Below are 21,241 nucleotides of genomic sequence, written 5' to 3'. Positions count from 1 at the left end.
CTTTATTTTTTTAATATATTTAATATATATTCTTTTTCTTCTTCTGTTAATTCAGGGTCTATTGGTATTGCAAATGTTCTTTTAGAAAGATAATCTGCATTTGGTAAATCTCCCTCTTTATATCCTAAATCTTTATATGCTTTTTGAAGATGTAATGGTACAGGATAATATACTCCATAACCTATTCCATTATCAGAAAGTTTTTTAGTTATTTCTTCTCTATTTTCACTTTGTAATATATACATATGATATACATTTTTATTATTTTTATCTAATTTCATCAAAGTGAAATCTGTATCTTTTAACTTTTCATCAAAATATTTAGCATTTTCTATTCTTTTATTATTCCATTTATCTAAATAATTTAATTTTACATTTAAAATTCCTGCATGAATTTCATCTAATCTTGAGTTATGCCCTATTAAATAGTTATAATATTTTTTAGGATTATAAACTGTATCATCAGAATTTTTATCTTCTTCTACTGTTGCTTCTATTCCATTTAAAATATTATAAGCTTTCTCTCCATTTTCTCCACTACCATGAGCTTTTATAGCTCTACATACTGTAGCTAATTCATCATTGTTTGTTGTTATTAATCCACCATCACCATAAGTTCCAAGATTTTTCGTTGGGAAAAATGAAAAACAAGCTAAATCTCCAATACTTCCAACCATTTTATCTTTATACTTAGCCCCTATAGCTTGGCAAGCATCTTCTATTACATAAAGATTATATTTTTTTGCAATCTCCATTATTTTATCCATTTCTACAGGAGTTCCAAATATATGAACTGGTAATATAGCTTTTGTTTTTTCTGTTATAGCTTTTTCAATTTTATCAACATCTATATTAAAATCTTCTAATCTAACATCTATAAATACAGGAGTTGCACCTACTACTGATATTGCTTCTGCTGTAGCAAAAAATGTAAATGGTGTAGTTATAACCTCATCTCCCTTTTTTATTCCAAGAGATTTTAAAGCTATTATTAAAGCATCTGTTCCATTTGCTATCCCTATTACATGTTTGACTCCTAAATAATCAGCTAATCTTTTTTCTAGTTCTTTTGTATTAGGACCATTTATATATGCTCCACTTTCTAAAATTTCTGATATCTTAGCTTCAATATCTTTTTTTAAATATTTGTATTGTTTTTTTAAATTTAATAATGGTATATTCATAATAACCTCCTATAATCTCCAGTAGTCATATTCTTTTTCAGCTAACTCTTTATTATACAATGATTTTACATCTATAAGCAATGGATTAGAATAAACAGGATTAAAATATTTTCTAAACTTTTCTAATTTCATCTCTCTATATTCTTTATGTCCTACTGCTACAATTATTCCATCCATATTTTTTACATGGTCTTCATCTTCTAATATGATTCCATATTCTTTTTGAGCTTCTAATTTATCTGCCATTGGGTCAACTACATGAACATTTATTCCATATTCTTTTAATTCACTTACAATATCAGCTACTTTTGAATTTCTTAAATCTGGACAATTTTCTTTAAAAGTTAATCCCATTACTAATACATCAGCACCTTTTACTCTAATATTATTAGCAATAAGTTTTTTTACTGTTTTTTCAGCCACAAATTTTGCCATTCCATCATTTATTCTTCTTCCTGCCAAAATTACTTGAGCATGATATCCTACTTCTGCTGCTTTATTAGCTAAATAATATGGGTCTACCCCTATACAATGTCCTCCAACTAATCCTGGTCTATATGGTAAAAAATTCCATTTTGTTCCTGCTGCCTCTAATACTTCTAGTGTATCTATTCCTATTATATCAAAAATTAAAGCAAGTTCATTTACAAAAGCTATATTTATATCTCTTTGAGAGTTTTCTATAACTTTTGCTGCTTCAGCCACTTTTATTGATGAAGCCTTGTGAATTCCTGCTTCTATTATATACCTATATACATCTGCTATTATCTCTGAACTTTCTTTATCCATTCCTGATGTAATTTTCATAATTTTAGTAAGAGTATTTTTCTTATCAGCTGGATTTATCCTTTCTGGAGAGTATCCTATTTTAAAATCATATCCACATTTTAATCCTGATTCTTTTTCTAATATTGGTAGACAAACTTCCTCTGTTGCTCCTGGATAAACTGTTGACTCATATACAACTATTGTTCCTTTTGATAAATTTCTTCCAATTATTGTAGAAGAACCTTCAAGTGGTCTTAAATCTGGCATTTTATTATCTAATACAGGAGTTGGAACTGCCACTATTATAAATTTTGCTTCACTTAATTTCTTTTCATCAGAAGTAAATTCTATATTTGGACAATTCTTTACTCTCTCATCTCCAACTTCATTTGTGGGATCTAAACCTTCTAAATATTTATTTATTTTTTCTTCATTTACGTCAAAACCTATCACATTAATCCCTTTTTCAGCAAATGTGATAGCAAGAGGTAATCCTACATATCCTAATCCCACTACTGCTAATTTTTCTTTTTTTTCAATTAAATCTTGTAACATAATTTCATCTCCTATATTTTCTTATTTCTACTTTTAATGAACATATTTATTTTTATTTTTTTATCTTCCCTTTCCAAAAATTACAATTTTTACAGTTTTAAATAATATAATTATATCAAGAATTATATCTTGATGTTTTATATAATATAAATCATACTCTAATTTTTCTTTTACTTCTTCTAATGTAGAGCTATAAAAATACATTGTTTGAGCCCAACCTGTTATTCCAGGTCTTACTACATATCTTAGATTATAATTTTTTATTTTTTTCTCATATTCATGACCTAATTCATTCCATTCTGGTCTTGGTCCTACAAAGGACATCTCACCTTTAAAAACATTTATAAGTTGTGGTAATTCATCTAATCTAGTTTTTCTTATAAAATGTCCTATTTTTGTTATTCTATCATCATTTTCACTAGCATATTTAGAAAATTTATTTGGGTCATGCACTTTCATACTTCTAAATTTAATAATTTCAAATTCATGTCCATTCATCCCTATTCTTTTCTGTTTGAAAAGAGCAGGTCCCCCATCTGTTTTTACTAAAATAAAAGTTATTAACATAAAAGGAAAAGAAACTATCAATAAAATTACAGAAACAATAATATCAAAAGCCCTCTTTATTCTTCTTTGCATACTATCATTAAAAGATGTAAATCCTCCACCCATTAATACCCAAAGGCTATCAATTTTATCTACATCAACTTTCCCCTCTTCTTCTTCAAGGAAAGAAAGATAATCTATGACTTTTGTTCCTTTCAATTTAAGATTCATAACTATATCAGCATAATTTTTTACTTGTTTTCTACTTGTAAAAATTATTTCATTTATTCCTTTTTCCTTAACTATACTTTCTATATCTTCTACTTTTCCTAAATAATTATCTAAAGTTTCTATATTTTCATGAATATATCCAATATAGTTATATTTATTTTTATTTTCTTTTAAAATATTTATTATTTTTTCTGTTGGTGCATCATAACCAAGAATTAACACTCTACTAGTTTTTCTACTTAAAAACGAAAGTAAATATTTGCTTAAAATTTGGATTACTGTATACAAAAGAAAAACAAAGATAAGTTTTTTATCTCTCTTTACTAACAACATAAAAATAAATCCTAATCCATTTATTATTACAGAAAGGATTACTTTTTTACTATTTACTTTATAGGAATTAAAATTAGAAATATCAAATAAATAATACATTAAAAATATAATTAAAAATACTAATCCTGAAATTATATTTTCAGTAATATTAAAAATTTCAAACAGTCCTGAATATACTAATAATAAAACAATAAAGTATATTGTTCTGACCTTTACATTTAGAAAATGCTTCATAATTTCTACCCCACTACTTCTGTTTTTCTCGTTTAATAATTATACTACATTCTCTTTTTATTTTCAACTAAAATTATTGTGGTGTTAAACTTCGTCAAATTATATTTCACATAAAAAAGAGGAGCATCTTTGCTCCTCTTAAATCCCTTTCTATTTCAATAAATATTCTTTTATTATTTTCATATCCTCCTTTACCTCTTCTAATTTACTGGCTAAGTTAACAGAATTTTCTTGGATAGATTTTTTTATAAAATCCAACTCTTTATCATACAAGATTTTATCAACTTTTTTCTCCACCTCTTTAAGTACATTATCAATATCTTTTTTATCAGCTTTGGTCTTTAGCTCCCTTTCAAAATATTTATAAATACTAAAAGCTGTAGCCATTGACATAATCACAAATCTTATAGTTTCTACTTCCATAGCCATCATTTATTAGAAGATATTTTCCCAAAAACTATATTATAGATTTTATCATCTATCTTGCTATCTGTCCTTCTTACCAAATCTTTTAAAAGAGTGGCCACTATATTTTCTATTACCTTTGTAGTAAAAAACTTTTTCATAAATCCCATTATTAAATTACTCATAATATTTCCTCATTAATTTTTATTCTACAGGTCCATTGGAAATATAGTATTCAAAGGCCATTATCTCTGCTTTCTCTTTTCCAATTCTAGCTATAGAATTTTCTCCAGATTTTATCTCTTTGTTAATTTGTTCAATCCACTCATCATAAGATATATAAGGACATCCTTCTGGTAATGGTTCTCCATCTAACTTCATCTGTTCCAAAGTTTTTAAAGTAAGTTTGTCGTCTGCTAACTCTTTGTTATAATTCACCTCTCTTTTTATAGACTCCTTTAATTTGTCTAGTGATTCTTGTACTACGATTTTTGCTTCTGCTACTGTCATTGACATTTGCATCCCTCCTTTTGTTTTTTGTTATACTTTATGATAACATATTTTTTTTATTTTCCCAAATCAATCAGACACAATGAGATACAATCAGAGACAACTTTTTTTATTTTCTTAAAAGATTTAATATGGTCTTTGTCATAATCAAAACTTTTTTTCCTGTTTTAAAAGTTAAAATTTTTCTTTCATCTATCCCTCTGTAAATATGGCTTCTACTCATTTTAAAATATTTTTGAATATCATTCATAGTGGAAAGTTCTCCAAGTTTTTTTAAAGCATCTTTTATAATCACTTCTTCTGAATACTCTTTTGGTCTAGCTTCCTCAATAATTTCTCTGTCTGTCATAAAATTAAAATCCATATTTCCCCCTATACATCCATTTTAAATTTTAAGTTTAACTCTTTTACAGATTTATTTTCCAATTGTTTTTTAGCTTTGTATTCTTCACACCACTTTAAGCATCTATTTTTATCTCCCATATATTCAAGAGTTTTAAAATCCTTATCCCCTTTTCCCTCTAAAACCAAAGGTATATCTTGATTTTTACGAGAGGAAAAACTTTTATAAAGTTTTGGAAAATCCCATTTAAGCCACTCTTCATACTCTTTAATAGGCTTTTTTCCTAGAGCTATCCAACCTCCAAAAGCTTGAATACACAGATGAATTACAGGGTCATCAAAAACTACATCATTGTATGTTCCAACTTGCCCCAAAGCCTTTTGAATATTTTTCTTTGCCAAAGCAATTTTTACAGCTATATCCTCCTCTTTCAATCCCAAACAATAATCACGAATCTCTGCTGGCATAGGCAAATTAGAAAATACCCTTTCTCTAAGCATATTATTTATCCCCTGTATAAATTTATCCTCACTTATATCATCCAAAAGAGTTTTATAAACCTTTGCCTGCTCCTCTGAAAAATATTTTCCTGTAATAAGTTCAATCAGATATATTCCCTGCCTAAATATTTTTTCTTGCATTTCTCTCCTCCTCTTCTAGCTCCCTAAGTCGTCTTGTGTTGTAACTTTCCTTTGGAGGAAGTTTTTGATTATGTGTTCTCACAGGAAAAACTCCTTGATATTGGTTGGCAATACTATCATCAATGCTCATTATTAAATGTTCTTCATTTTGAAACTTGCTCCCAATTTGATTTATCATCATAGATATTACTCTATAGGTCTTAATTCCCTTTTTTATCTCTTTTCTATACTCTACAAAATCTATTAATTTTGCTTTTAATTTTTCAGATATCCCCTCTTCATTTTGAATTTTTTCACATATATTATTATTTATATTATTTTCTTTATATTTTTTATTTATATTTATTTCTTTATTAACTAGAGTTTCTTGACTATCAATAGTCAAGTTTCTTAATGTACATTCCTCAAGATTTTTAAGTATAATTTCTTTAATTTTTTGAATATTGATTTTAAAAAATCTTTTCTTTGGAACACCTCTATTTTCTTGTTCCAAATAACCAAGCTTTATAAGTTCATCTATAAATCCTGCTTGCCTGTATAAAGAAAACCCTGTAAGATGTTCAATGGTTGGAATAGTTTGATAAAACCAACCCTCTTTATCAGCTAAAATTTCACTTGCTTCTACAAAAACTGTAAGCAAAAAAGCCTTTTCAATCCCAAGTTCCCTAACTAAATCTTTGTTAATTGCAAAATAATTCCCAGTTATAAGCAATTTTTTTATTGATTCTTTCATAACATTTCCTCCTTTTTATCTTTTATGATAACAAATTTTACTCTAATATAAAATTATTGTCAATAGCAATCAAAAAAATAGTTGCTTTTTACGATAAAAAATGTTAATATTAGTTTATTAAGTCTATGGAGGTATTTTTATGAAAGAGAAAAAATTTGAATTTGGAGATAGATTAAAAGAGCTTAGAAAACCTAGTAAAAATGGAGAGAAAAAAATAACAATGGAAGAACTTTGTGAGATTTTTTCAAAAGAATATGGACTTACTGTAAATAAAGCTATGATATCAAGATGGGAAAATGGAAGTGTTGTCCCTGATAATAAGCATTTAATTGCCTATGCTAATTATTTTAATATTGACTTAAATTATCTTTTGGGACTTAGTAATATCAAAAGAAAAATAACAGATTTTCATATTGATTCTAATCCTAAAAAAGATAGAAGATTTGCTGAACTTTTCTCTATATTGGGAGATATGGAAGATGAAAAATTTAAAGTAATAGAAGATATTGTAAAAAAACTTTGTAATTTAGATATGGAAGTATTAGAAGCTTATAATAAAATTTTAAAAAGGTAAAAAATTATAAAATAAAAGCTCTCAATTTCTTGAGAGCTTTTATCTGAACTTATTTTAAACCAATCAAACAGTACCTAATAGGTATTTATATAATAAATTATTTTTAGAAAAAAATCAATATAAAATCTTTTTCTTATTTTGCTCTTTATACTCAAATAATTGATATTTATAATTTACACCAAATAGGAAAATTGTAAAGAATATAAAGGTATCAAATGTAAAAATATTACTATAGAAAATTCCACAAATAAAGAATGATAATGTACTTAAAAGACTTCCTAATATAAATTCATCTTCTAACCATAATCTTTCTTTTAATTTTCTTAAACAATAGTATATCATATATCCCCAGAATAATACTCCATATATTATACCTTTTCTTACAAATGTATGAATATACATATTATGAGCATCTGTAAAAGAAATTGCTCTTTTTAAATATCTATTTGCTTTTTTATAACTCTCTTTATTTGATACATACTCTCCAAAAGTATCTTCATTTTCTACTCCAATTCCAAAATAAAAAGCTTTTTTATTATCTTTTATACTATCTTTCATAAATAATATATTTTCTTTCCACATGAATAATCTACCTAAATTAGAATAATTTTCTTCTGTTTCTCCAATAGTTTCTATTCTAGAAGTAAATTTTTCAAAGAACTGTGGTTTTAAATTATAAGCTCCTATTAATAATCCTATTAATAAAGCACCCATTCCTAATACTAATTTAATTTGTTTTTTATAGAATAATAAATATCCTAAATATATAATTACACAAGAAAAAAATGATATCCATGGTCCTCTTGAATTATTAAGTATAAGGCTAATTAATCCAAGAATAAATATCGGAATTAAAAATATTTTTTTTCGTAGTGATGGCAATATTAAAAGTAATACCATTTGTAATGTAGAACCCCATCTTCCAATATCAAAAAAACTTTCTACTCTTATCCAAGATTGATATTTCATTCCATATATCACTTTAAATTGTCTAAAACTTTCTATTATTCCTATAAATAAACTAAAAATTATTAAATAGAAAGCTCTTTTTCTTATTTCCTCTTTTTCAAAGAAATATAGTAGTCCAGGTATCATAAGAAAATAAAAGTTTTTATAAAAAAACTTATAAGATTTCCCTACTCCATCTACTGACAACATCTCTAAAAAAGCTCCTAACATAAATATTCCTGTAAATACCAATTCATATTTATATTTCTTAAAAAACTCTTTTCTATTTGGTAATTTATAAATTAATGCTCCTGATGTAAATACAAATAATCCCCCAGCTCCATTAATTACCCCTTTTGAAAAACAAAGGCATATTAAATATAAATATAGTATATACTCTGTCACTTTTTCTAATGTGATTTCTTGTTTAAATTGCTGCATTGTTACTTCTCCAAAAATTATATATTTTATCTAAATTTTTTATAAATCTCTAAAATTTTATTTTCATTTAACATATCTCTTGGTATTTTTTTATTGATAAGTTCTTCATTTTGACTTATCCAACCATTTAACCCTATCTGTTCTTCTTCTATTTTATTTCGCCAATTTTTTATATATGGAAAATGGTAATTATTTCCAATAATGTATATTCTTGTTAGACCTTCTATAGGTAAAATACTATTTAAACTAGCCTCTATTGTTTTAATTTCATTTTTTTCTCTTATAAAAGACCAAGATTCTATAAAAGTATCATTTTTATATTTATTTATTTTATCTAAATATACATACTTAATTCTATATTTTTTCTAAAATTTCTTCTTCAATATATTTTTCTATATTATATACAGCTACTATAATTGATAATTCTTTTAACATATTTTACCTCTTTTTAAATTTTTCAATTGTTATTATAATTTTTCTTTTTGATGTAATAGGCAAAAATATTTTAAAAAGTTTTTTAACTACTCCCCCACCATATGTTGGATGAATTTTTTCCTCTAGTTGCCATAAGAATTCTTTCAAAAAATTTGTTTTTGAAAGATACGAAAACCATATTTCTGACTTCGTACATTTTAAATTATTCCAAGGCTTAGTTGAAGTAGCATAATGTAGTTGTACTGGTAAATCATATGCTTCTTCTATCTCCTTTTTATTGTAATTCACTTCTGAAATAATATTATTTCTATCATATAAATCATAAATATAAGTACAAACCATATTTCTTAAAGGTAATTTTTTTATTTTAGGAAAACATACTAAATTTAATATATCTTGTTCTGCTTGTCTTATTCTAGACGAATTTTCTATCAAACTTTTTCTAAATTTTTCCTCAATATTATCTTCTCTCATCTTCTTTAAATTAGCAAAAAAATATCCCCCACCTATAACTAATTTTTCTATTTCTTCTTTTGAAAAATCTTTCTCATAATCTTTTTTTATATAGCTTATTTTTTCTACTCCACAAATTCCTGCTAAATAGTTTTCTTCATCAGAAATATATTCTATAAAATCTTTTGATATATCTGATAAATATAAAACATTAACATCTGCTACTATTACCTTATCATATTCCTTTAAAATACTCGGTATTCTTAACTTATAAAGTACCTCTTTAGAATAATGTCCTTTTATTCCCATTTTTTCCCATTCTAGATTAAAATCATCTATTTTTATAAATTTTATTTTACCATTTTCAAATTTTTCTATATTCTTTTTTAATTTTTCTTGATTTTCTTCTGTAATATTATTATGAGCAACTATTAATTCATAATAATATTCTTTATTTGAATTTTCTAATAAAGAATAAAAAGCTACTGCTGCTGGAATTACATAATTATTATCAAAACAATGGAATATTGGTATAATATTTTTCATCTTTTCTCCCTGTATTTTATTTTTATTATATTAATATAATATCGCAAATTTTATCTACTATTTCTAATTCTAAATCTGCATATAATGGTAAGGTTAATACTCTATCTGCCATATATTTAGCTACTGGAGTATCTTTTGATGAATAGTTATCTCTATAACATTCAAAATCATTAATCAATGGATAAAAATATTTTCTTGCTATTATATTTTCATTTTCTAATTTTTTAAATATTTCATCTCTTGTATATTTATAATTATCAAAAATTACTGGAAAATAAGCATAGTTAGATTTTACTCCTTCTTGAATAACGGAAAGTTTTATTCCTTCTACATTTGATAATCTTTCTCTATATCTCTCTACAACTTTTTTTCTTTTATTTATTTCCTCATCTATGTGACGAAGATTACATATTCCCATTGCAGCTTGAAATTCATTCATTTTAGCATTTCCACCAATATATTCTACTGTTTCTGGTCCTGTAATACCAAAATTCTTTAAATCATTTAATTTTTTCTTTAATGATTCATCTTTATAAGTAATTGCTCCACCTTCTATTGTATGAAATACTTTTGTAGCATGGAAACTAAACATTGAAGCATCTCCAAAATTAGCAACTCCTATTCCATTTTTTTCAACTCCAAAAGTATGAGCTGCATCATATATAACTTTTAAATTATATTTTTTAGCTATTTTTTCTATTTCTCCTACATTACAAAGATTTCCATAAACATGAACTGGTATTATAGCACATGTTTTATCTGTTATTAATTTTTCTATTTTAGTTACATCAATAGTAAAATCATCTTGATTAATATCACAAAATACTGGTACTAATCCATTTCTTGATATAGCATGAGTTGTAGAAGCAAAAGTAAATGGAGTTGTAATTACTTCTCCACCTCTAGGAAAATTAAAAGCTGCTATTATACATTCTAATGCTAAATGTCCATTTGTAAATAAATTTATATTAGGTGTTTTTAGATACCTTAATAAAGAAGATTCTAATTCTTTATGCTTCACTCCCATATTAGTTAAAAAATGTGTATCCCATAATTCCTTTATCTCATTACAATATTCTTCAAAATCTGGCATTGAAGAACGAGTAACTAAAATTTGTTTATTCATAATTTCCTTTCCTCTTTTTCATCTAAAAATTTTTGTTCTAAAATCAATAAATCTTTTTTTCTATTTTTTATTTTTTTTATAGGTGAACCTGCATAAATTCCCCATTCTTCTGTAGATTTTAAAACTAAACTATTTGCCCCAATTGCTGTTCCTTCTTCTAAAATTACTCCAGGCAATATTATAGTACCACTTCCTACTATAGAATGCTTTTTTATTATAACTTTTCCATATTTTAGTTTTTTATATTTTTCAGGTATCATAGGATTTGTTAAAACTTCTCCTGAATAATCATCAGATACACTATAAATTATTCCTCTGGATGAAATTCCTGCAAAATCTTCTATTTCTATTCCACCACCACCAAAAAATCCACAATAAGCTGCTATATGTACATAATTACCTATTTTAATATCACCACTTAAAATACAAAAATCATCTATCCTAACATTATTTCCTATTGAAATTTTTTCAGGTGAATAAATACTTGTTTTATCACTTATTAATACATTTTCTCCTAAAGACTTAAAACCTATTTTTTCTAACTCTTCTCTTGGATAAAACCCCATAAAGACCCCCAATTAATATCTAAAAGTATATTCTTTTAAATAAAATTTTTTTATATTTTCTTTATATTCTTCAAATGAATAATCTGAATCTCTCACTTTTTTTAATTTATCAGATATAAATCTATATCTTGATATATCATTTATATAATTTTCTATATCTAAGATAATATTCTTCTCCATTTCTTTATAAGAACTATATAATGTTTCTATTTTTTCATACTTTTGACTAAAAAATTTTTCATTATATACTGCAAAAGCTACTCCCCCACAAACTATATTTTCTAAAAAATATCCATCCAATCCTTCTCCAAATGTAATAGCAAATTTAGCTCTTGAGGTTAAATCTAAATAATCTTTATATCTCATATTTCTTATTTCTATAATTTTAAAATCTTTTAATTCTTTCCTTAACTTATTTATTATTTTTCTTTTATAAAATCTTACATTATCTGGTGAATATATTATTATATTTTCTTTTTCTTCAAAATCCCTATAAACATAATTTGCTAAATAATCTGCTGATAACATATGAACAGACATTTTATATTTATTCATCAATTCTTCTGTACAATATTGTTTATGAGCTGTTGTCATAGTTACATTTCCATAAATATTTTTTAACTTTTCTGTATATTCTACACCTGGCATTAATTCTATATTTTGATTTAAAATATTTATTTGCCTATTATTTATTTTTAATAAAAATGCTTTTTGTTCTTCAGATATAGTTTCTAAAAATTTTTCTACATAACACTCTGGTACATGAATCATTATTTCATCTATTTTTTCTAATTTTAATATTTGTTCAAATCTAAAAATTTTAAATTCAGTATCAAATTCTGTATATTCATAAAAAATTTTATCTTGTGGAATTGTAACTATAATTACATGATATCCTTCTTTTTCTAATATTTCTTTAGAAATTTTTGCAATAGCACAAATCGACATTACTCCACCATTTATTTTTATATTTCCTGGAACTATCAATACTATTAATTTTTTTATATCTTTAGGATAAAATTTATCAAAATTTAAATTTTGCATATCTTCAATATATTTTTTATTTTCTTCATATATTATTTCTTCTTTTATCCATTTAGAATATTTTATAGGATGATGTAATAATTTTCTAATATTGATATCGATATTTTTATATTTCATTTTTTTCTCCTATTTTTTGAAAAATTTCATCTATAAATCCTTTTATAGAATATCTTTCTATTATTTTTTTATCTATTTCTATTATGGGAGTTTTAAAAAATTCTATTGGAATCTTTTCTATATCATTTATATCTTTTATAATTTTTATATTATTTTCATTATAAAAGTCATAATTCTTTATATCTTCATTATCTGTAATTATTTTGGTACCAGTTGCTAAAGCTTCATAACATCTTAAAGTTAACCCATGTTGTTTCTTATATTTTATATCTAAAACTACTTTTGAATTTTTTAATAATTCTATATTTTCTAAATAAGAAATCCTCTTAGTCATAATTAAATTTCTATCATAATTGTTAGATAAAATGTTTTTTATATTTTTATCAGCATATAACTTCAAAAATAAATTTAAATTTTCTTTATGTAAATATTTATTTAATTTTTCTAAATAATCATATCTTTTTCTATCTCTTAATACTCCTATATAAAATAAATCATACTCTTTTTTATTATTAAGATTCTCTAAACATTCATCAATATAAAAAGTTGGTCTAAATATAAAATTATTATTTAGAGCATCTATTCTGTCATAAGAAAAAATATAATCATAATTTTTTATTTGATTTGTATTATCCATATATTCTGTTTTATCCCATAAAAATAATATTGTTTTTATATTTGGATTATTTTCTTTTAATATTTCAAAAAATTTTTCTCTAAATTTTAAATTTGAAATATTAAAAAAATATTTAATTTCTTTTATTTTAGAAATTTCTCTTTTTATTATTCTCTCTTCTATTTTTTTTATTCTTTCATCTAATATTCTACTTTTCAACCTTTTATTTAAGCTTCTTAAAAACTTATATAATATATTTTTATCTTTTTTATTAAATTCATTTTTTAAAAAGATAACCTTCTTAAATTCTTTATTAAATTCAGAATTAAAATTCTCTTTAATAGAATCTCCTATTCCTAAATTTGATATTGAATATAATATTCCTTCTTTATCCATTATATACCTCAAAATTTTTTAATATTTCTCTTATTTTATTACTTTCTAACATATCTTTTGATATTTCTTTTCCTATTATTTCTTTATTGTTTTTTATCCATTCACTTAATTCTATCATTTCCTCTTTTATTTCATTTCTTCTTTTCTTTATATATGGAAAATGCCAATTATTAACTATTGTAAATTTTTTATTTAATCCTTTTAAAGGTAAATATTCTACCCAATGGTCTTTAATAAAAATTGTCTTAAACTTCAAATTATTATTTTTTATTATCCAATGGTCATCTGTTTCGTCAAATACTCTACTTTTTAATAGATATACTTTATTATCTTTTATTTCACCTATATTTAATTTAGGTAAAATAATACAATCTTTATCATTTGTTATTATTTTTAAAATTTTTTTTAATTTTTCAGAATCATAAATATGGTCACAATCTATTTTTATTAACCATTCATTTTTAGGTATAAAAGATAAATAATAATTACAGCAAGTTGCAAATTTATTTTCTTCATTTCCTATTTTTCCATTTCTTTCATCTTTAAAATCAAAAACAGTATGAGGATATTTTACTGGAATGAATCCACTATTTTTAGAACAAAACTCTAGAAAATTTCTTCTGAACCATCTGTGCAATCATTATATCCTACAATCCCTTTTTTTATTACAGGAATTATGCTATTTAAACATTCTTTTAAAGTACTTGCTTCATTTCTTACTCTAATATATGCCCAAGGTTCTACTGATTTATTATTTTTATATTTATCTATTTTATCCCAATAAATTCTTTCATATTTATATTTTTTTCTAAAATTTTCTCTTTTCTCTTTATCAAGAATAAATAAGCATAAAAAATGTATTAATCCTTTTCTAAAATTATTCATAATTTCTCCCTATTTTTATCATTTTATAATTTTTTCTTTTATCTCTTCTTTTTTTATTCTATTTTTACATCCATATTCACAAATATATTCTTTTTTTCCAAGAATTATTTTTTTTCTTTCTCTATAGTATTCATCATTACCACTTTTATTTGTACTAGAAGGATGCCAAATATGAACAACTAAATTATTAAAATTAAATACTCCTACCTTTAATCCTAGAGCATAAAACCTATTTCCTAAATCATCATCTTCACAACCCCAACCTTCATATCTCTCATCGAAGCCATTGATTTTTAAAACATCTTCTTTAAAACATCCTATTCCAAGCCCTACTATTTTAGCTCCTCTTTTTTTCAATTTTAAATTATACCAAAAATTTCTTCTAAAATCTTTTTTATTTAACTCTTGAATATGTTTATAATCATTTTCCTTTAATTCTTCTTTTATATAACTATAATCAAAATATTTATTTTCTTTTATTTTATTTGTTATTTTTTCACTTCTTTCTTTATCTAAGAATAAAGCATTTATTTTTATTACTTCACCTTTTTTTATATTTTTTTCAATATCCTGTAAAAAATATTCATCAAAAAGAATATCTTGGTCTATAAATAATATATAATCTCCTTCCGAAAAATTGATTCCATTATTTCTTGAAGCAGCTAATCTAAATCCTGTATCTTCTTGATAAACATGTTTTAAATTAAATTTTAACTCTGGTATAATATCTCCTATTTTTTCTTCTAAAATTTCTGAAGAACCATCATCAGCTATTATGACTTCATATGGTAATTTTATTTGATTATTTAATGCTAATAAAATATTTTTTAATTGTTCTAATTTATTATAAACAGAAATTATAACTGATATTTTCATATCTTATTCTCCTTTTATAATTTTTCTAATCCATTTTTACAAATATAAACTTTATTTTTTAGAGTTTCTTCCAAAATTTTAGCATTCAAACTATATCTCTCTGTACTTCCTTGAGGTTCTGGATGATAAAGATGATATTGGATAGCTTTATTTTTCATAGTAAATAATTTTCCACCTGCCATTATAACTCTTTTTTCAATATCTACATCTTCTAATCCATATCCTATATAATCTTCATTAAATCCATTTAATTTTAGTAACATTTCTCTTTTTATTCCAAAATTACTTCCTAAACATCTAGTATTTCTTTTTAAATCAACCCATGGAAAATAAATTGCATCAGGAAATTTTTTTATTGGAGAATCTGTAAATAGAAGTTTTATTAAATTAAATTTTCTAATTCTTTTTTCTAATACCTTTTCTGTATATTTTTTTCCTAGATTAAATCTTCTTCCTGTAAACATATCCCCTTTAGAATAATTTTTAGCATATTGTTCTAAAAATCTAGGATGAAGCATACAATCTTGGTCTATAACTACAATTAAGTCTCCTGTCGAAGCTTTAACTCCATTATTTAAAGCGGTATTTCTTCTATAACCTAAATCTTCTTGTTGTACATGAATTAATTTATAATTTAATCTTCCTCTTAAACTATCAATAAAATCCTTTAAAGTATTATCATCTTCTGCTACTATTACTTCAAAATCTTTGTAAGTTTGATAATTTATACTTTCCAATACTGCTTCTATAAAATCTTTTTTCTTATATATAGGTATTATTAAACTAATTTTTATCATAATATTTCCTTTCTTTTATCTAATATTTCCTTTTCAATATTATTAGCTATGGTTTCATAATATTTTTTTTGACTCAATAAATTATAATTTCCTATAATATAAAATTCTTTTTTAGCTCTTGTTACTGCAACATTTAAAATATTAGGTTCAGAACAAGACCAATTTAGTGCTCCTTGTGTATTTTCATCTCCACCACAAATAAAATATACTGTATTAGCTTCTTTTCCTTGGAAAGTATGAACTGTTCCTATTGAATTTTTTATCCATTTTTCTATTTTCTTTTTATCTACATTCTCCAGTTTATTAGGTAATACATTTGTTAATAATTCTTTTAATTTTATTGTTATTTCAACAAATGGTGTTATTATATATAAATTTGTGTCTTTTTGTTCCCATCTTTTAATAATTTCATCTAATAATATATCAGCCTGTTCTTTCACATATTGTTTTCCTTCAACCTTTCCACCACAATCAAACCATTTGCTTTTACCTGTTTCTTTAATTGCTAGTACCATTTTATTATTATAAGCAATTTCATTAGCTATCGAAAACATTGGCTCTTTACATCTTCTATGAACCCAAAGAGGTATACCTATCCAATTTCCATTTTCAACAGTTCCATACCTATTAGCTAAATCAGCTAATCTTTGGACTGAAGTATTTTCCCCAAAATATTTATTCTCTATATCTTTTCCTAAGTTTATGTTTTTTATACATTCTATTAAGTTTCTATCTAAATTTACTACTGGTTTTATTTGTAAAGGATCACCTACACAAATAATATGTTTACTTCTCCAAATTCCACCAATTGCTTGTTGAGGAGATGCTTGTCCAGCTTCATCAATTACTAAATATCCAATTACTTTATCATTTACACTTCCATACATACTAGATAAACTCGCAAAAGTTGTACTAATTACAGGAAATAATAAATAAATTGTTTGCCAAGCTTCCTTTAAGGCTACTTGTAAATCATTATTATTTATTTTTTTTATTTTTTTAACTCTATTATTTTTAATTGATTTTTTATTTCAAAAAAAAGCTATTTCATTAAAACAATTATGTATTTTTAAAGAAAGAATAAATAACTCTCCTCTTAACCCTTCTAGTTCTTCACATAACCAAGGTAATGATTTTTGTCTTTCTTCATAATTATTTTTATCCCAATAAATTTTTTCATCAATTAATTTTACTTTTTTAAAAGTTTCACTACTTTTTATTTTATCAACAATTTTTTTCTTTTTTTCTAACTCATATTTTTTAATTTCTTTTCTTAATCTTAATTTTTTATATTTACTTTTTAAAAAGATTTTTCTAAAAAAATTTATTTTTAAATATTTATTTTTAAGTCTCTCTATTTTTTCTTCTTCTCTAGAAATTTCTTTTAAAATTTCTTCATTTTTACAAATAAACTCTCTATTATTCCATATTTTTTGAATTTCTTTTTCTAATTCTTTTATCTCTTTTTCTTTAATTTGAAACTCTTTTACTATTTCTTTCCATTTTTTTAAATCTGATTTTTTTTCTATTTTATCTAAATCTTCTAATATTTTAAAAAAATTACTAAAATTATCTTTTTTCCCTAAAGCAACAGAAAAAACTCCCCAGCTTTCTTTTCCTATTATTTTTTTAGAAACTTCTCTATAATTTTCAAATTCTTTCATCATTTCTGAATATTTTTCTTCAAAACTATTCTCATATTCTGTAAAATTTTTATCTTTATTTCTTGAAATTTGTGCTAATTCTGGAAGTTCTTTTGATATATTTTCCACTGCTCCATTATTTGAACTTGCAACAAGTATTTCATACCCTTTTAGTCTATCATCCAATTTATAAAAAGGATAAGTCATATTTTCTATTTCAATTTTTTTCTCCAAAAAAGCATTCTTAGGATTAGCAAATTCACACATTTTTTTTGCTCTTTTTATAATTATATTAGCAAAAATATCTTTTAATAAAGTTGTTTTTCCTGTTCCAGGAGGTCCATTAACAGACATAATTTTTAAATTATCGTTTTCTATCATATTTTCAACTATAGTATTTACAGCTACTGTTTGCATAAGTGAAAGTCTATACTTTATTGGAGAAGGCCATTTTCCAATAGGCGTTATTTCAGGTTTAATTACAGAAGAAATATTTTCTTTACTCTCATCAATTTCTATTCTTTCATATTTATCATATCCCTCTATATATAACTTTATCAACTCATCATTATAACCATATTTTATAATTTTTTCTATATCCCTTAAATAAAAACTGTTAAAATCTTTATCATTTTTATTCTCATCTAAAAAAATTTCTTCAAGAAATTGAAAATCTTTATTAAATAATTTCTTTAATTCATTATTTATTTTTTTTAGTACTTCTAATATTTCATTATTATTATCTATTTTATAAGATTTAACTAATTCTTCTTTATAGTTAAGAATAATATTCCATATTTCATTTTTTAATTTTACTTCTTTTTCTTCAAACTTTATTGTCGACATTTCATTATACAACAATACTGCACTACTTGGTATAAACATTTTTTCTTTTTTTATTTCACCAGTATTTTCTATTATTAATTTTATAAAATACCTTTTTTCAGTTTCAGAAATATAATTTTCTTCCATATTATATTTATATCCATAATATTCAAAAAAATGTTTACAAAATTCTTTTTCATAAAAATTAAGTAAAAATACTGTAAAACCCTTAGTATTATCAATATTTAATTTTTTATCCTCTACTTCTTTTGAGATTGACCCTATATTAGTTTTTTCTATAAATTCCCAAAACTTTAAAACTTTCTTAGTTAAACTATCATTTTCTTTTTCAAATTTCACTTCTTTCACCTAATAATATTATCCCTTTCCACAAATTTATCAAAAGTTATATAAAACTCCTCAACTAATCTTTCTGGAGTTATTAAATTAAAAATCTCTTCCCAAGATAAATCTCCATAATCCTCTTGAATATCTTTTGAGATTATTCCTCTATGTCTTTCTCCACCAAAAGGTATCCAACATTTAGTATCTGATTCAGGCCAAAATACTGCAAAACTTGGTATGTCTAAACCTTGAGCCATGTGTCTTGCTCCACCTTCATTTCCAAAGTACATATGACAGTTTGAAAGCAAAGCTAATAAATCTCTTACAGATTTAGTTTCTATATTTGTAAATATATTTTTATTATAGTTTAATTTTTTATAAAATTTCTCTATATATTCTTTTTGGTCAGGAGTTCCAAAGCAAATAAATTGGATATCTTTATTTTTTTCTAATATTAGTTCTATTGTTTTTACCATACTATCTATAGGGTATACTTTAAATTCATATTTTGCTGTAGCTGATAATGCAACTATAGGTTTAGAAAAATCAATTCCCTTTTCTACCATTTGTTTTCTTAATTTTTCTTTTTCTTCATCAGTTACATATAAGCTAAAATTAGTATCATATTTAATATTATATTCTTTTTCTAAAGGTTCTAATAACATTAAACCTTTTTCTACTTCATTTTTAAATTCTGTAGGTTCTTTTATTTTATGAGTATATGTAAATCCACGTTTTTTATTATATCTACCTATTCTATATTTTGCCCCTGATAAAAATGTAAACCATTCACTTTTAGGTGTTGATACAAAATCTATCACTATATCATATTTTTTTCTAGTGATTTTATATACTTCCCATAAATATCTAAAAGCATTATTTTTTACTTTATTAGTAATAGTAATGGTATTAAAATTTTTATCCTCTTTAAAAATAGGTGCTACATGCTCATAACAAACAAAATCAATTTCAGCATCTGGAAAAGTTTTTCTTAAAGTATTACATACAGGTGTAGCAAGTATAGCATCTCCCATTTGTTTAAATCTTACAACTAATATTTTCATAACTGACCTCTATTTCAACATCTCTTTTATCTTATTAACCACAAACTCTGTAGTTATATTTCCATAAATTTTATCCTTAGTATAACCTGAATATTCTTCATAAATATTTCTAGATACCATTCCTTGATATTTATCTCCAGAATTTTCTATCCAATCATTATTATCAACAAACATAGTAAAGCTTTTTACTTCCATTCCTTGAGAAATATATCTTTCTGGACAATTATTTCCAAAAACAAATTTACAATTTGCAAAAAATCCCTTATAGTCTTCAATAGAATTTAATTCCAAAAGATGAATTTTCTTTTTATTATCTATTTTTTTATAGGCTTCCCCTGTAAAGAACTTTCTTTTCTGTGAATAATAGATTACAATATTACATTTCATCTCTTTAGTTAAAGCATTCATAATATCAATTAATTTTTCTATTGAATAATGTTTCTTATAGCCAAATAGTGAACATGCAAAAATAGGCATAGATACATCTATCCCTTTTCTTTTCATCAAATCTTTTATCTCTTTTTTCTTTTCATTAGATACATCTAAAGTTATATCTCTCACATAGGAAATTTTTCCATTATTTATTTTTTTCAATGGTTCCAAAAACTCTAAATTTTTAGAAACCTCATCTACATACATTTTACTTTTTGGTACAAGATAATTACAACCCCAATTAAATAATTTTTCCCTATCATATCTTATCTTATATTTTGTTCCAAAATTTAAAAAGGTAAACCAACCACTTTTTCTTGTGGAAGTTAAATCTATAATTATATCATATTTATTTTTTAAAATTTTTCTCACTTTAAAAATATATAAAAAAGTTATTTCATCTTTAGTTATTTCTATTACTTTATTAATAGATTTATGATTTTTTAGAACTTCCCCATACTCTTTAAAAATTACAAAATCTATTTCACTTTTAGGAAAGGTTTTTTTCAAAGAATTTACAAGAGAGGTTGCTAAAATAATATTTTCTAATTTCTCAAATTTTAAAACTAGAATTTTCATAATAATCCCCTTTCTAGTCATTTTTGGCTTTTTTAAATTATAGCACAGTT

General features: G+C 23.8%; 23 protein-coding genes and 1 pseudogene. 1 reads left to right on the top strand and 23 read right to left on the bottom strand.

The features are described 5' to 3' along the window. Positions 1-2: 2 nt before the first annotated feature. The 9 genes from HF862_RS04335 to HF862_RS04295 all read right to left on the bottom strand — a co-directional run bounded on the left by HF862_RS04335 (position 3) and on the right by HF862_RS04295 (position 6,483). Positions 3-1,184, bottom strand: coding sequence for a DegT/DnrJ/EryC1/StrS aminotransferase family protein (locus HF862_RS04335; protein WP_170186700.1), 1,182 nt, complete (start codon positions 1,182-1,184; stop codon positions 3-5). Positions 1,185-1,193: 9 nt separating this feature from the next. Further along, the gene (locus HF862_RS04330; RefSeq protein ID WP_206039006.1) at positions 1,194-2,507 is read right to left on the bottom strand and encodes a nucleotide sugar dehydrogenase; all 1,314 of its coding nucleotides are present in this window, start codon (positions 2,505-2,507) and stop codon (positions 1,194-1,196) included. Positions 2,508-2,567: 60 nt separating this feature from the next. Next, on the bottom strand, positions 2,568-3,851 hold the full coding sequence (locus tag HF862_RS04325) for an exopolysaccharide biosynthesis polyprenyl glycosylphosphotransferase (protein WP_170186699.1): 1,284 nt from the start codon (positions 3,849-3,851) through the stop codon (positions 2,568-2,570). A 150-nt stretch (positions 3,852-4,001) separates the two neighbouring features. Beyond that, a complete protein-coding gene (locus HF862_RS04320) occupies positions 4,002-4,283 on the bottom strand; it encodes a hypothetical protein (RefSeq protein ID WP_170186698.1) in 282 nt (93 codons plus the stop codon). Then, positions 4,280-4,441 carry a hypothetical protein gene (locus HF862_RS04315; RefSeq protein WP_170186697.1) on the bottom strand — a complete coding sequence of 54 codons (162 nt, stop codon included), beginning with the start codon at positions 4,439-4,441 and terminating at the stop codon, positions 4,280-4,282. The genes HF862_RS04320 and HF862_RS04315 overlap by 4 nt, the downstream gene beginning before the upstream one ends. A gap of 19 nt (positions 4,442-4,460) precedes the next feature. Then, positions 4,461-4,772, bottom strand: a complete 312-nt coding sequence (locus tag HF862_RS04310; protein WP_170186696.1) for a hypothetical protein — start codon at positions 4,770-4,772, stop codon at positions 4,461-4,463. A 103-nt stretch (positions 4,773-4,875) separates the two neighbouring features. Further along, a complete protein-coding gene (locus tag HF862_RS04305) occupies positions 4,876-5,130 on the bottom strand; it encodes a hypothetical protein (protein ID WP_170186695.1) in 255 nt (84 codons plus the stop codon). An 8-nt stretch (positions 5,131-5,138) separates the two neighbouring features. Then, on the bottom strand, positions 5,139-5,750 hold the full coding sequence (locus HF862_RS04300; protein ID WP_170186694.1) for a DUF6475 domain-containing protein: 612 nt from the start codon (positions 5,748-5,750) through the stop codon (positions 5,139-5,141). After that, positions 5,731-6,483: a hypothetical protein gene (locus HF862_RS04295; RefSeq protein WP_170186693.1), complete on the bottom strand. Its 753-nt coding sequence runs from the start codon at positions 6,481-6,483 to the stop codon at positions 5,731-5,733. Before HF862_RS04295 ends, HF862_RS04300 begins: the two co-directional genes overlap by 20 nt. Before the next feature lie 139 nt (positions 6,484-6,622). Here HF862_RS04295 and HF862_RS04290 point away from each other — a divergent pair, with 139 nt between their 5' ends. Continuing rightward, positions 6,623-7,057 (top strand): helix-turn-helix domain-containing protein, encoded by a 435-nt coding sequence (locus HF862_RS04290; RefSeq protein ID WP_170186692.1) that lies wholly within the window; start codon positions 6,623-6,625, stop codon positions 7,055-7,057. Positions 7,058-7,171: 114 nt separating this feature from the next. Here the strand turns inward: HF862_RS04290 and HF862_RS04285 are convergent, their stop codons facing one another. The 14 genes and pseudogenes from HF862_RS04285 to HF862_RS04215 form a co-directional block, all read right to left on the bottom strand. Next, on the bottom strand, positions 7,172-8,446 hold the full coding sequence (locus tag HF862_RS04285; RefSeq protein WP_170186691.1) for an O-antigen ligase: 1,275 nt from the start codon (positions 8,444-8,446) through the stop codon (positions 7,172-7,174). Between the two features lie 26 nt (positions 8,447-8,472). Further along, the gene (locus HF862_RS10170) at positions 8,473-8,646 is read right to left on the bottom strand and encodes a hypothetical protein (protein ID WP_370456846.1); all 174 of its coding nucleotides are present in this window, start codon (positions 8,644-8,646) and stop codon (positions 8,473-8,475) included. A 238-nt stretch (positions 8,647-8,884) separates the two neighbouring features. Further along, a complete protein-coding gene (locus tag HF862_RS04275; protein ID WP_170186690.1) occupies positions 8,885-9,880 on the bottom strand; it encodes a glycosyltransferase family 8 protein in 996 nt (331 codons plus the stop codon). A gap of 25 nt (positions 9,881-9,905) precedes the next feature. After that, complete coding sequence (locus tag HF862_RS04270; RefSeq protein WP_170186689.1) at positions 9,906-11,006, bottom strand: DegT/DnrJ/EryC1/StrS aminotransferase family protein; 1,101 nt, start codon at positions 11,004-11,006, stop codon at positions 9,906-9,908. Next, positions 11,003-11,572, bottom strand: a complete 570-nt coding sequence (locus HF862_RS04265) for an acyltransferase (protein ID WP_170186688.1) — start codon at positions 11,570-11,572, stop codon at positions 11,003-11,005. The genes HF862_RS04270 and HF862_RS04265 overlap by 4 nt, the downstream gene beginning before the upstream one ends. A gap of 12 nt (positions 11,573-11,584) precedes the next feature. After that, positions 11,585-12,733: a hypothetical protein gene (locus HF862_RS04260; RefSeq protein ID WP_170186687.1), complete on the bottom strand. Its 1,149-nt coding sequence runs from the start codon at positions 12,731-12,733 to the stop codon at positions 11,585-11,587. Then, the gene (locus HF862_RS04255) at positions 12,723-13,745 is read right to left on the bottom strand and encodes a glycosyltransferase (protein WP_170186686.1); all 1,023 of its coding nucleotides are present in this window, start codon (positions 13,743-13,745) and stop codon (positions 12,723-12,725) included. Before HF862_RS04255 ends, HF862_RS04260 begins: the two co-directional genes overlap by 11 nt. After that, positions 13,738-14,630: pseudogene (locus HF862_RS04250) on the bottom strand (glycosyltransferase). The gene HF862_RS04255 and the pseudogene HF862_RS04250 overlap by 8 nt, the downstream one beginning before the upstream one ends. Before the next feature lie 18 nt (positions 14,631-14,648). Further along, positions 14,649-15,506, bottom strand: a complete 858-nt coding sequence (locus tag HF862_RS04240) for a glycosyltransferase (RefSeq protein WP_170186683.1) — start codon at positions 15,504-15,506, stop codon at positions 14,649-14,651. A 14-nt stretch (positions 15,507-15,520) separates the two neighbouring features. Next, entirely contained in the window at positions 15,521-16,303 is a 783-nt protein-coding gene (locus HF862_RS04235) for a glycosyltransferase (protein WP_170186682.1), read from the bottom strand. Next, complete coding sequence (locus HF862_RS10165) at positions 16,300-17,322, bottom strand: DEAD/DEAH box helicase (RefSeq protein ID WP_370456845.1); 1,023 nt, start codon at positions 17,320-17,322, stop codon at positions 16,300-16,302. Before HF862_RS10165 ends, HF862_RS04235 begins: the two co-directional genes overlap by 4 nt. Positions 17,323-17,334: 12 nt before the next feature. Then, positions 17,335-19,131 carry an NB-ARC domain-containing protein gene (locus tag HF862_RS04225; RefSeq protein ID WP_170186680.1) on the bottom strand — a complete coding sequence of 599 codons (1,797 nt, stop codon included), beginning with the start codon at positions 19,129-19,131 and terminating at the stop codon, positions 17,335-17,337. Positions 19,132-19,136: 5 nt separating this feature from the next. After that, on the bottom strand, positions 19,137-20,180 hold the full coding sequence (locus HF862_RS04220) for a glycosyltransferase family 9 protein (RefSeq protein ID WP_170186679.1): 1,044 nt from the start codon (positions 20,178-20,180) through the stop codon (positions 19,137-19,139). A 9-nt stretch (positions 20,181-20,189) separates the two neighbouring features. Continuing rightward, complete coding sequence (locus tag HF862_RS04215; protein WP_170186678.1) at positions 20,190-21,191, bottom strand: glycosyltransferase family 9 protein; 1,002 nt, start codon at positions 21,189-21,191, stop codon at positions 20,190-20,192. Between the last annotated feature and the right edge of the window lie 50 nt (positions 21,192-21,241).

Origin of the sequence: Fusobacterium sp. FSA-380-WT-3A (assembly GCF_012843705.1) — a bacterium.
GTDB lineage: Bacteria > Fusobacteriota > Fusobacteriia > Fusobacteriales > Fusobacteriaceae > Fusobacterium_B.
This window is presented reverse-complemented; position numbering and strand designations above follow the sequence as displayed.

What these genes read in the sequence shown, in the direction of transcription:
- HF862_RS04335 (WP_170186700.1), bottom strand. Translation starts at nt 1,184, where the DNA reads ATGAATATACCATTATTAAATTTAAAAAAACAATACAAATATTTAAAA.
- HF862_RS04330 (WP_206039006.1), bottom strand. Translation starts at nt 2,507, where the DNA reads ATGTTACAAGATTTAATTGAAAAAAAAGAAAAATTAGCAGTAGTGGGA.
- HF862_RS04325 (WP_170186699.1), bottom strand. Translation starts at nt 3,851, where the DNA reads ATGAAGCATTTTCTAAATGTAAAGGTCAGAACAATATACTTTATTGTT.
- HF862_RS04320 (WP_170186698.1), bottom strand. Translation starts at nt 4,283, where the DNA reads ATGATGGCTATGGAAGTAGAAACTATAAGATTTGTGATTATGTCAATG.
- HF862_RS04315 (WP_170186697.1), bottom strand. Translation starts at nt 4,441, where the DNA reads ATGAGTAATTTAATAATGGGATTTATGAAAAAGTTTTTTACTACAAAG.
- HF862_RS04310 (WP_170186696.1), bottom strand. Translation starts at nt 4,772, where the DNA reads ATGTCAATGACAGTAGCAGAAGCAAAAATCGTAGTACAAGAATCACTA.
- HF862_RS04305 (WP_170186695.1), bottom strand. Translation starts at nt 5,130, where the DNA reads ATGGATTTTAATTTTATGACAGACAGAGAAATTATTGAGGAAGCTAGA.
- HF862_RS04300 (WP_170186694.1), bottom strand. Translation starts at nt 5,750, where the DNA reads ATGCAAGAAAAAATATTTAGGCAGGGAATATATCTGATTGAACTTATT.
- HF862_RS04295 (WP_170186693.1), bottom strand. Translation starts at nt 6,483, where the DNA reads ATGAAAGAATCAATAAAAAAATTGCTTATAACTGGGAATTATTTTGCA.
- HF862_RS04290 (WP_170186692.1), top strand. Translation starts at nt 6,623, where the DNA reads ATGAAAGAGAAAAAATTTGAATTTGGAGATAGATTAAAAGAGCTTAGA.
- HF862_RS04285 (WP_170186691.1), bottom strand. Translation starts at nt 8,446, where the DNA reads ATGCAGCAATTTAAACAAGAAATCACATTAGAAAAAGTGACAGAGTAT.
- HF862_RS04275 (WP_170186690.1), bottom strand. Translation starts at nt 9,880, where the DNA reads ATGAAAAATATTATACCAATATTCCATTGTTTTGATAATAATTATGTA.
- HF862_RS04270 (WP_170186689.1), bottom strand. Translation starts at nt 11,006, where the DNA reads ATGAATAAACAAATTTTAGTTACTCGTTCTTCAATGCCAGATTTTGAA.
- HF862_RS04265 (WP_170186688.1), bottom strand. Translation starts at nt 11,572, where the DNA reads ATGGGGTTTTATCCAAGAGAAGAGTTAGAAAAAATAGGTTTTAAGTCT.
- HF862_RS04260 (WP_170186687.1), bottom strand. Translation starts at nt 12,733, where the DNA reads ATGAAATATAAAAATATCGATATCAATATTAGAAAATTATTACATCAT.
- HF862_RS04255 (WP_170186686.1), bottom strand. Translation starts at nt 13,745, where the DNA reads ATGGATAAAGAAGGAATATTATATTCAATATCAAATTTAGGAATAGGA.
- HF862_RS04240 (WP_170186683.1), bottom strand. Translation starts at nt 15,506, where the DNA reads ATGAAAATATCAGTTATAATTTCTGTTTATAATAAATTAGAACAATTA.
- HF862_RS04235 (WP_170186682.1), bottom strand. Translation starts at nt 16,303, where the DNA reads ATGATAAAAATTAGTTTAATAATACCTATATATAAGAAAAAAGATTTT.
- HF862_RS04220 (WP_170186679.1), bottom strand. Translation starts at nt 20,180, where the DNA reads ATGAAAATATTAGTTGTAAGATTTAAACAAATGGGAGATGCTATACTT.
- HF862_RS04215 (WP_170186678.1), bottom strand. Translation starts at nt 21,191, where the DNA reads ATGAAAATTCTAGTTTTAAAATTTGAGAAATTAGAAAATATTATTTTA.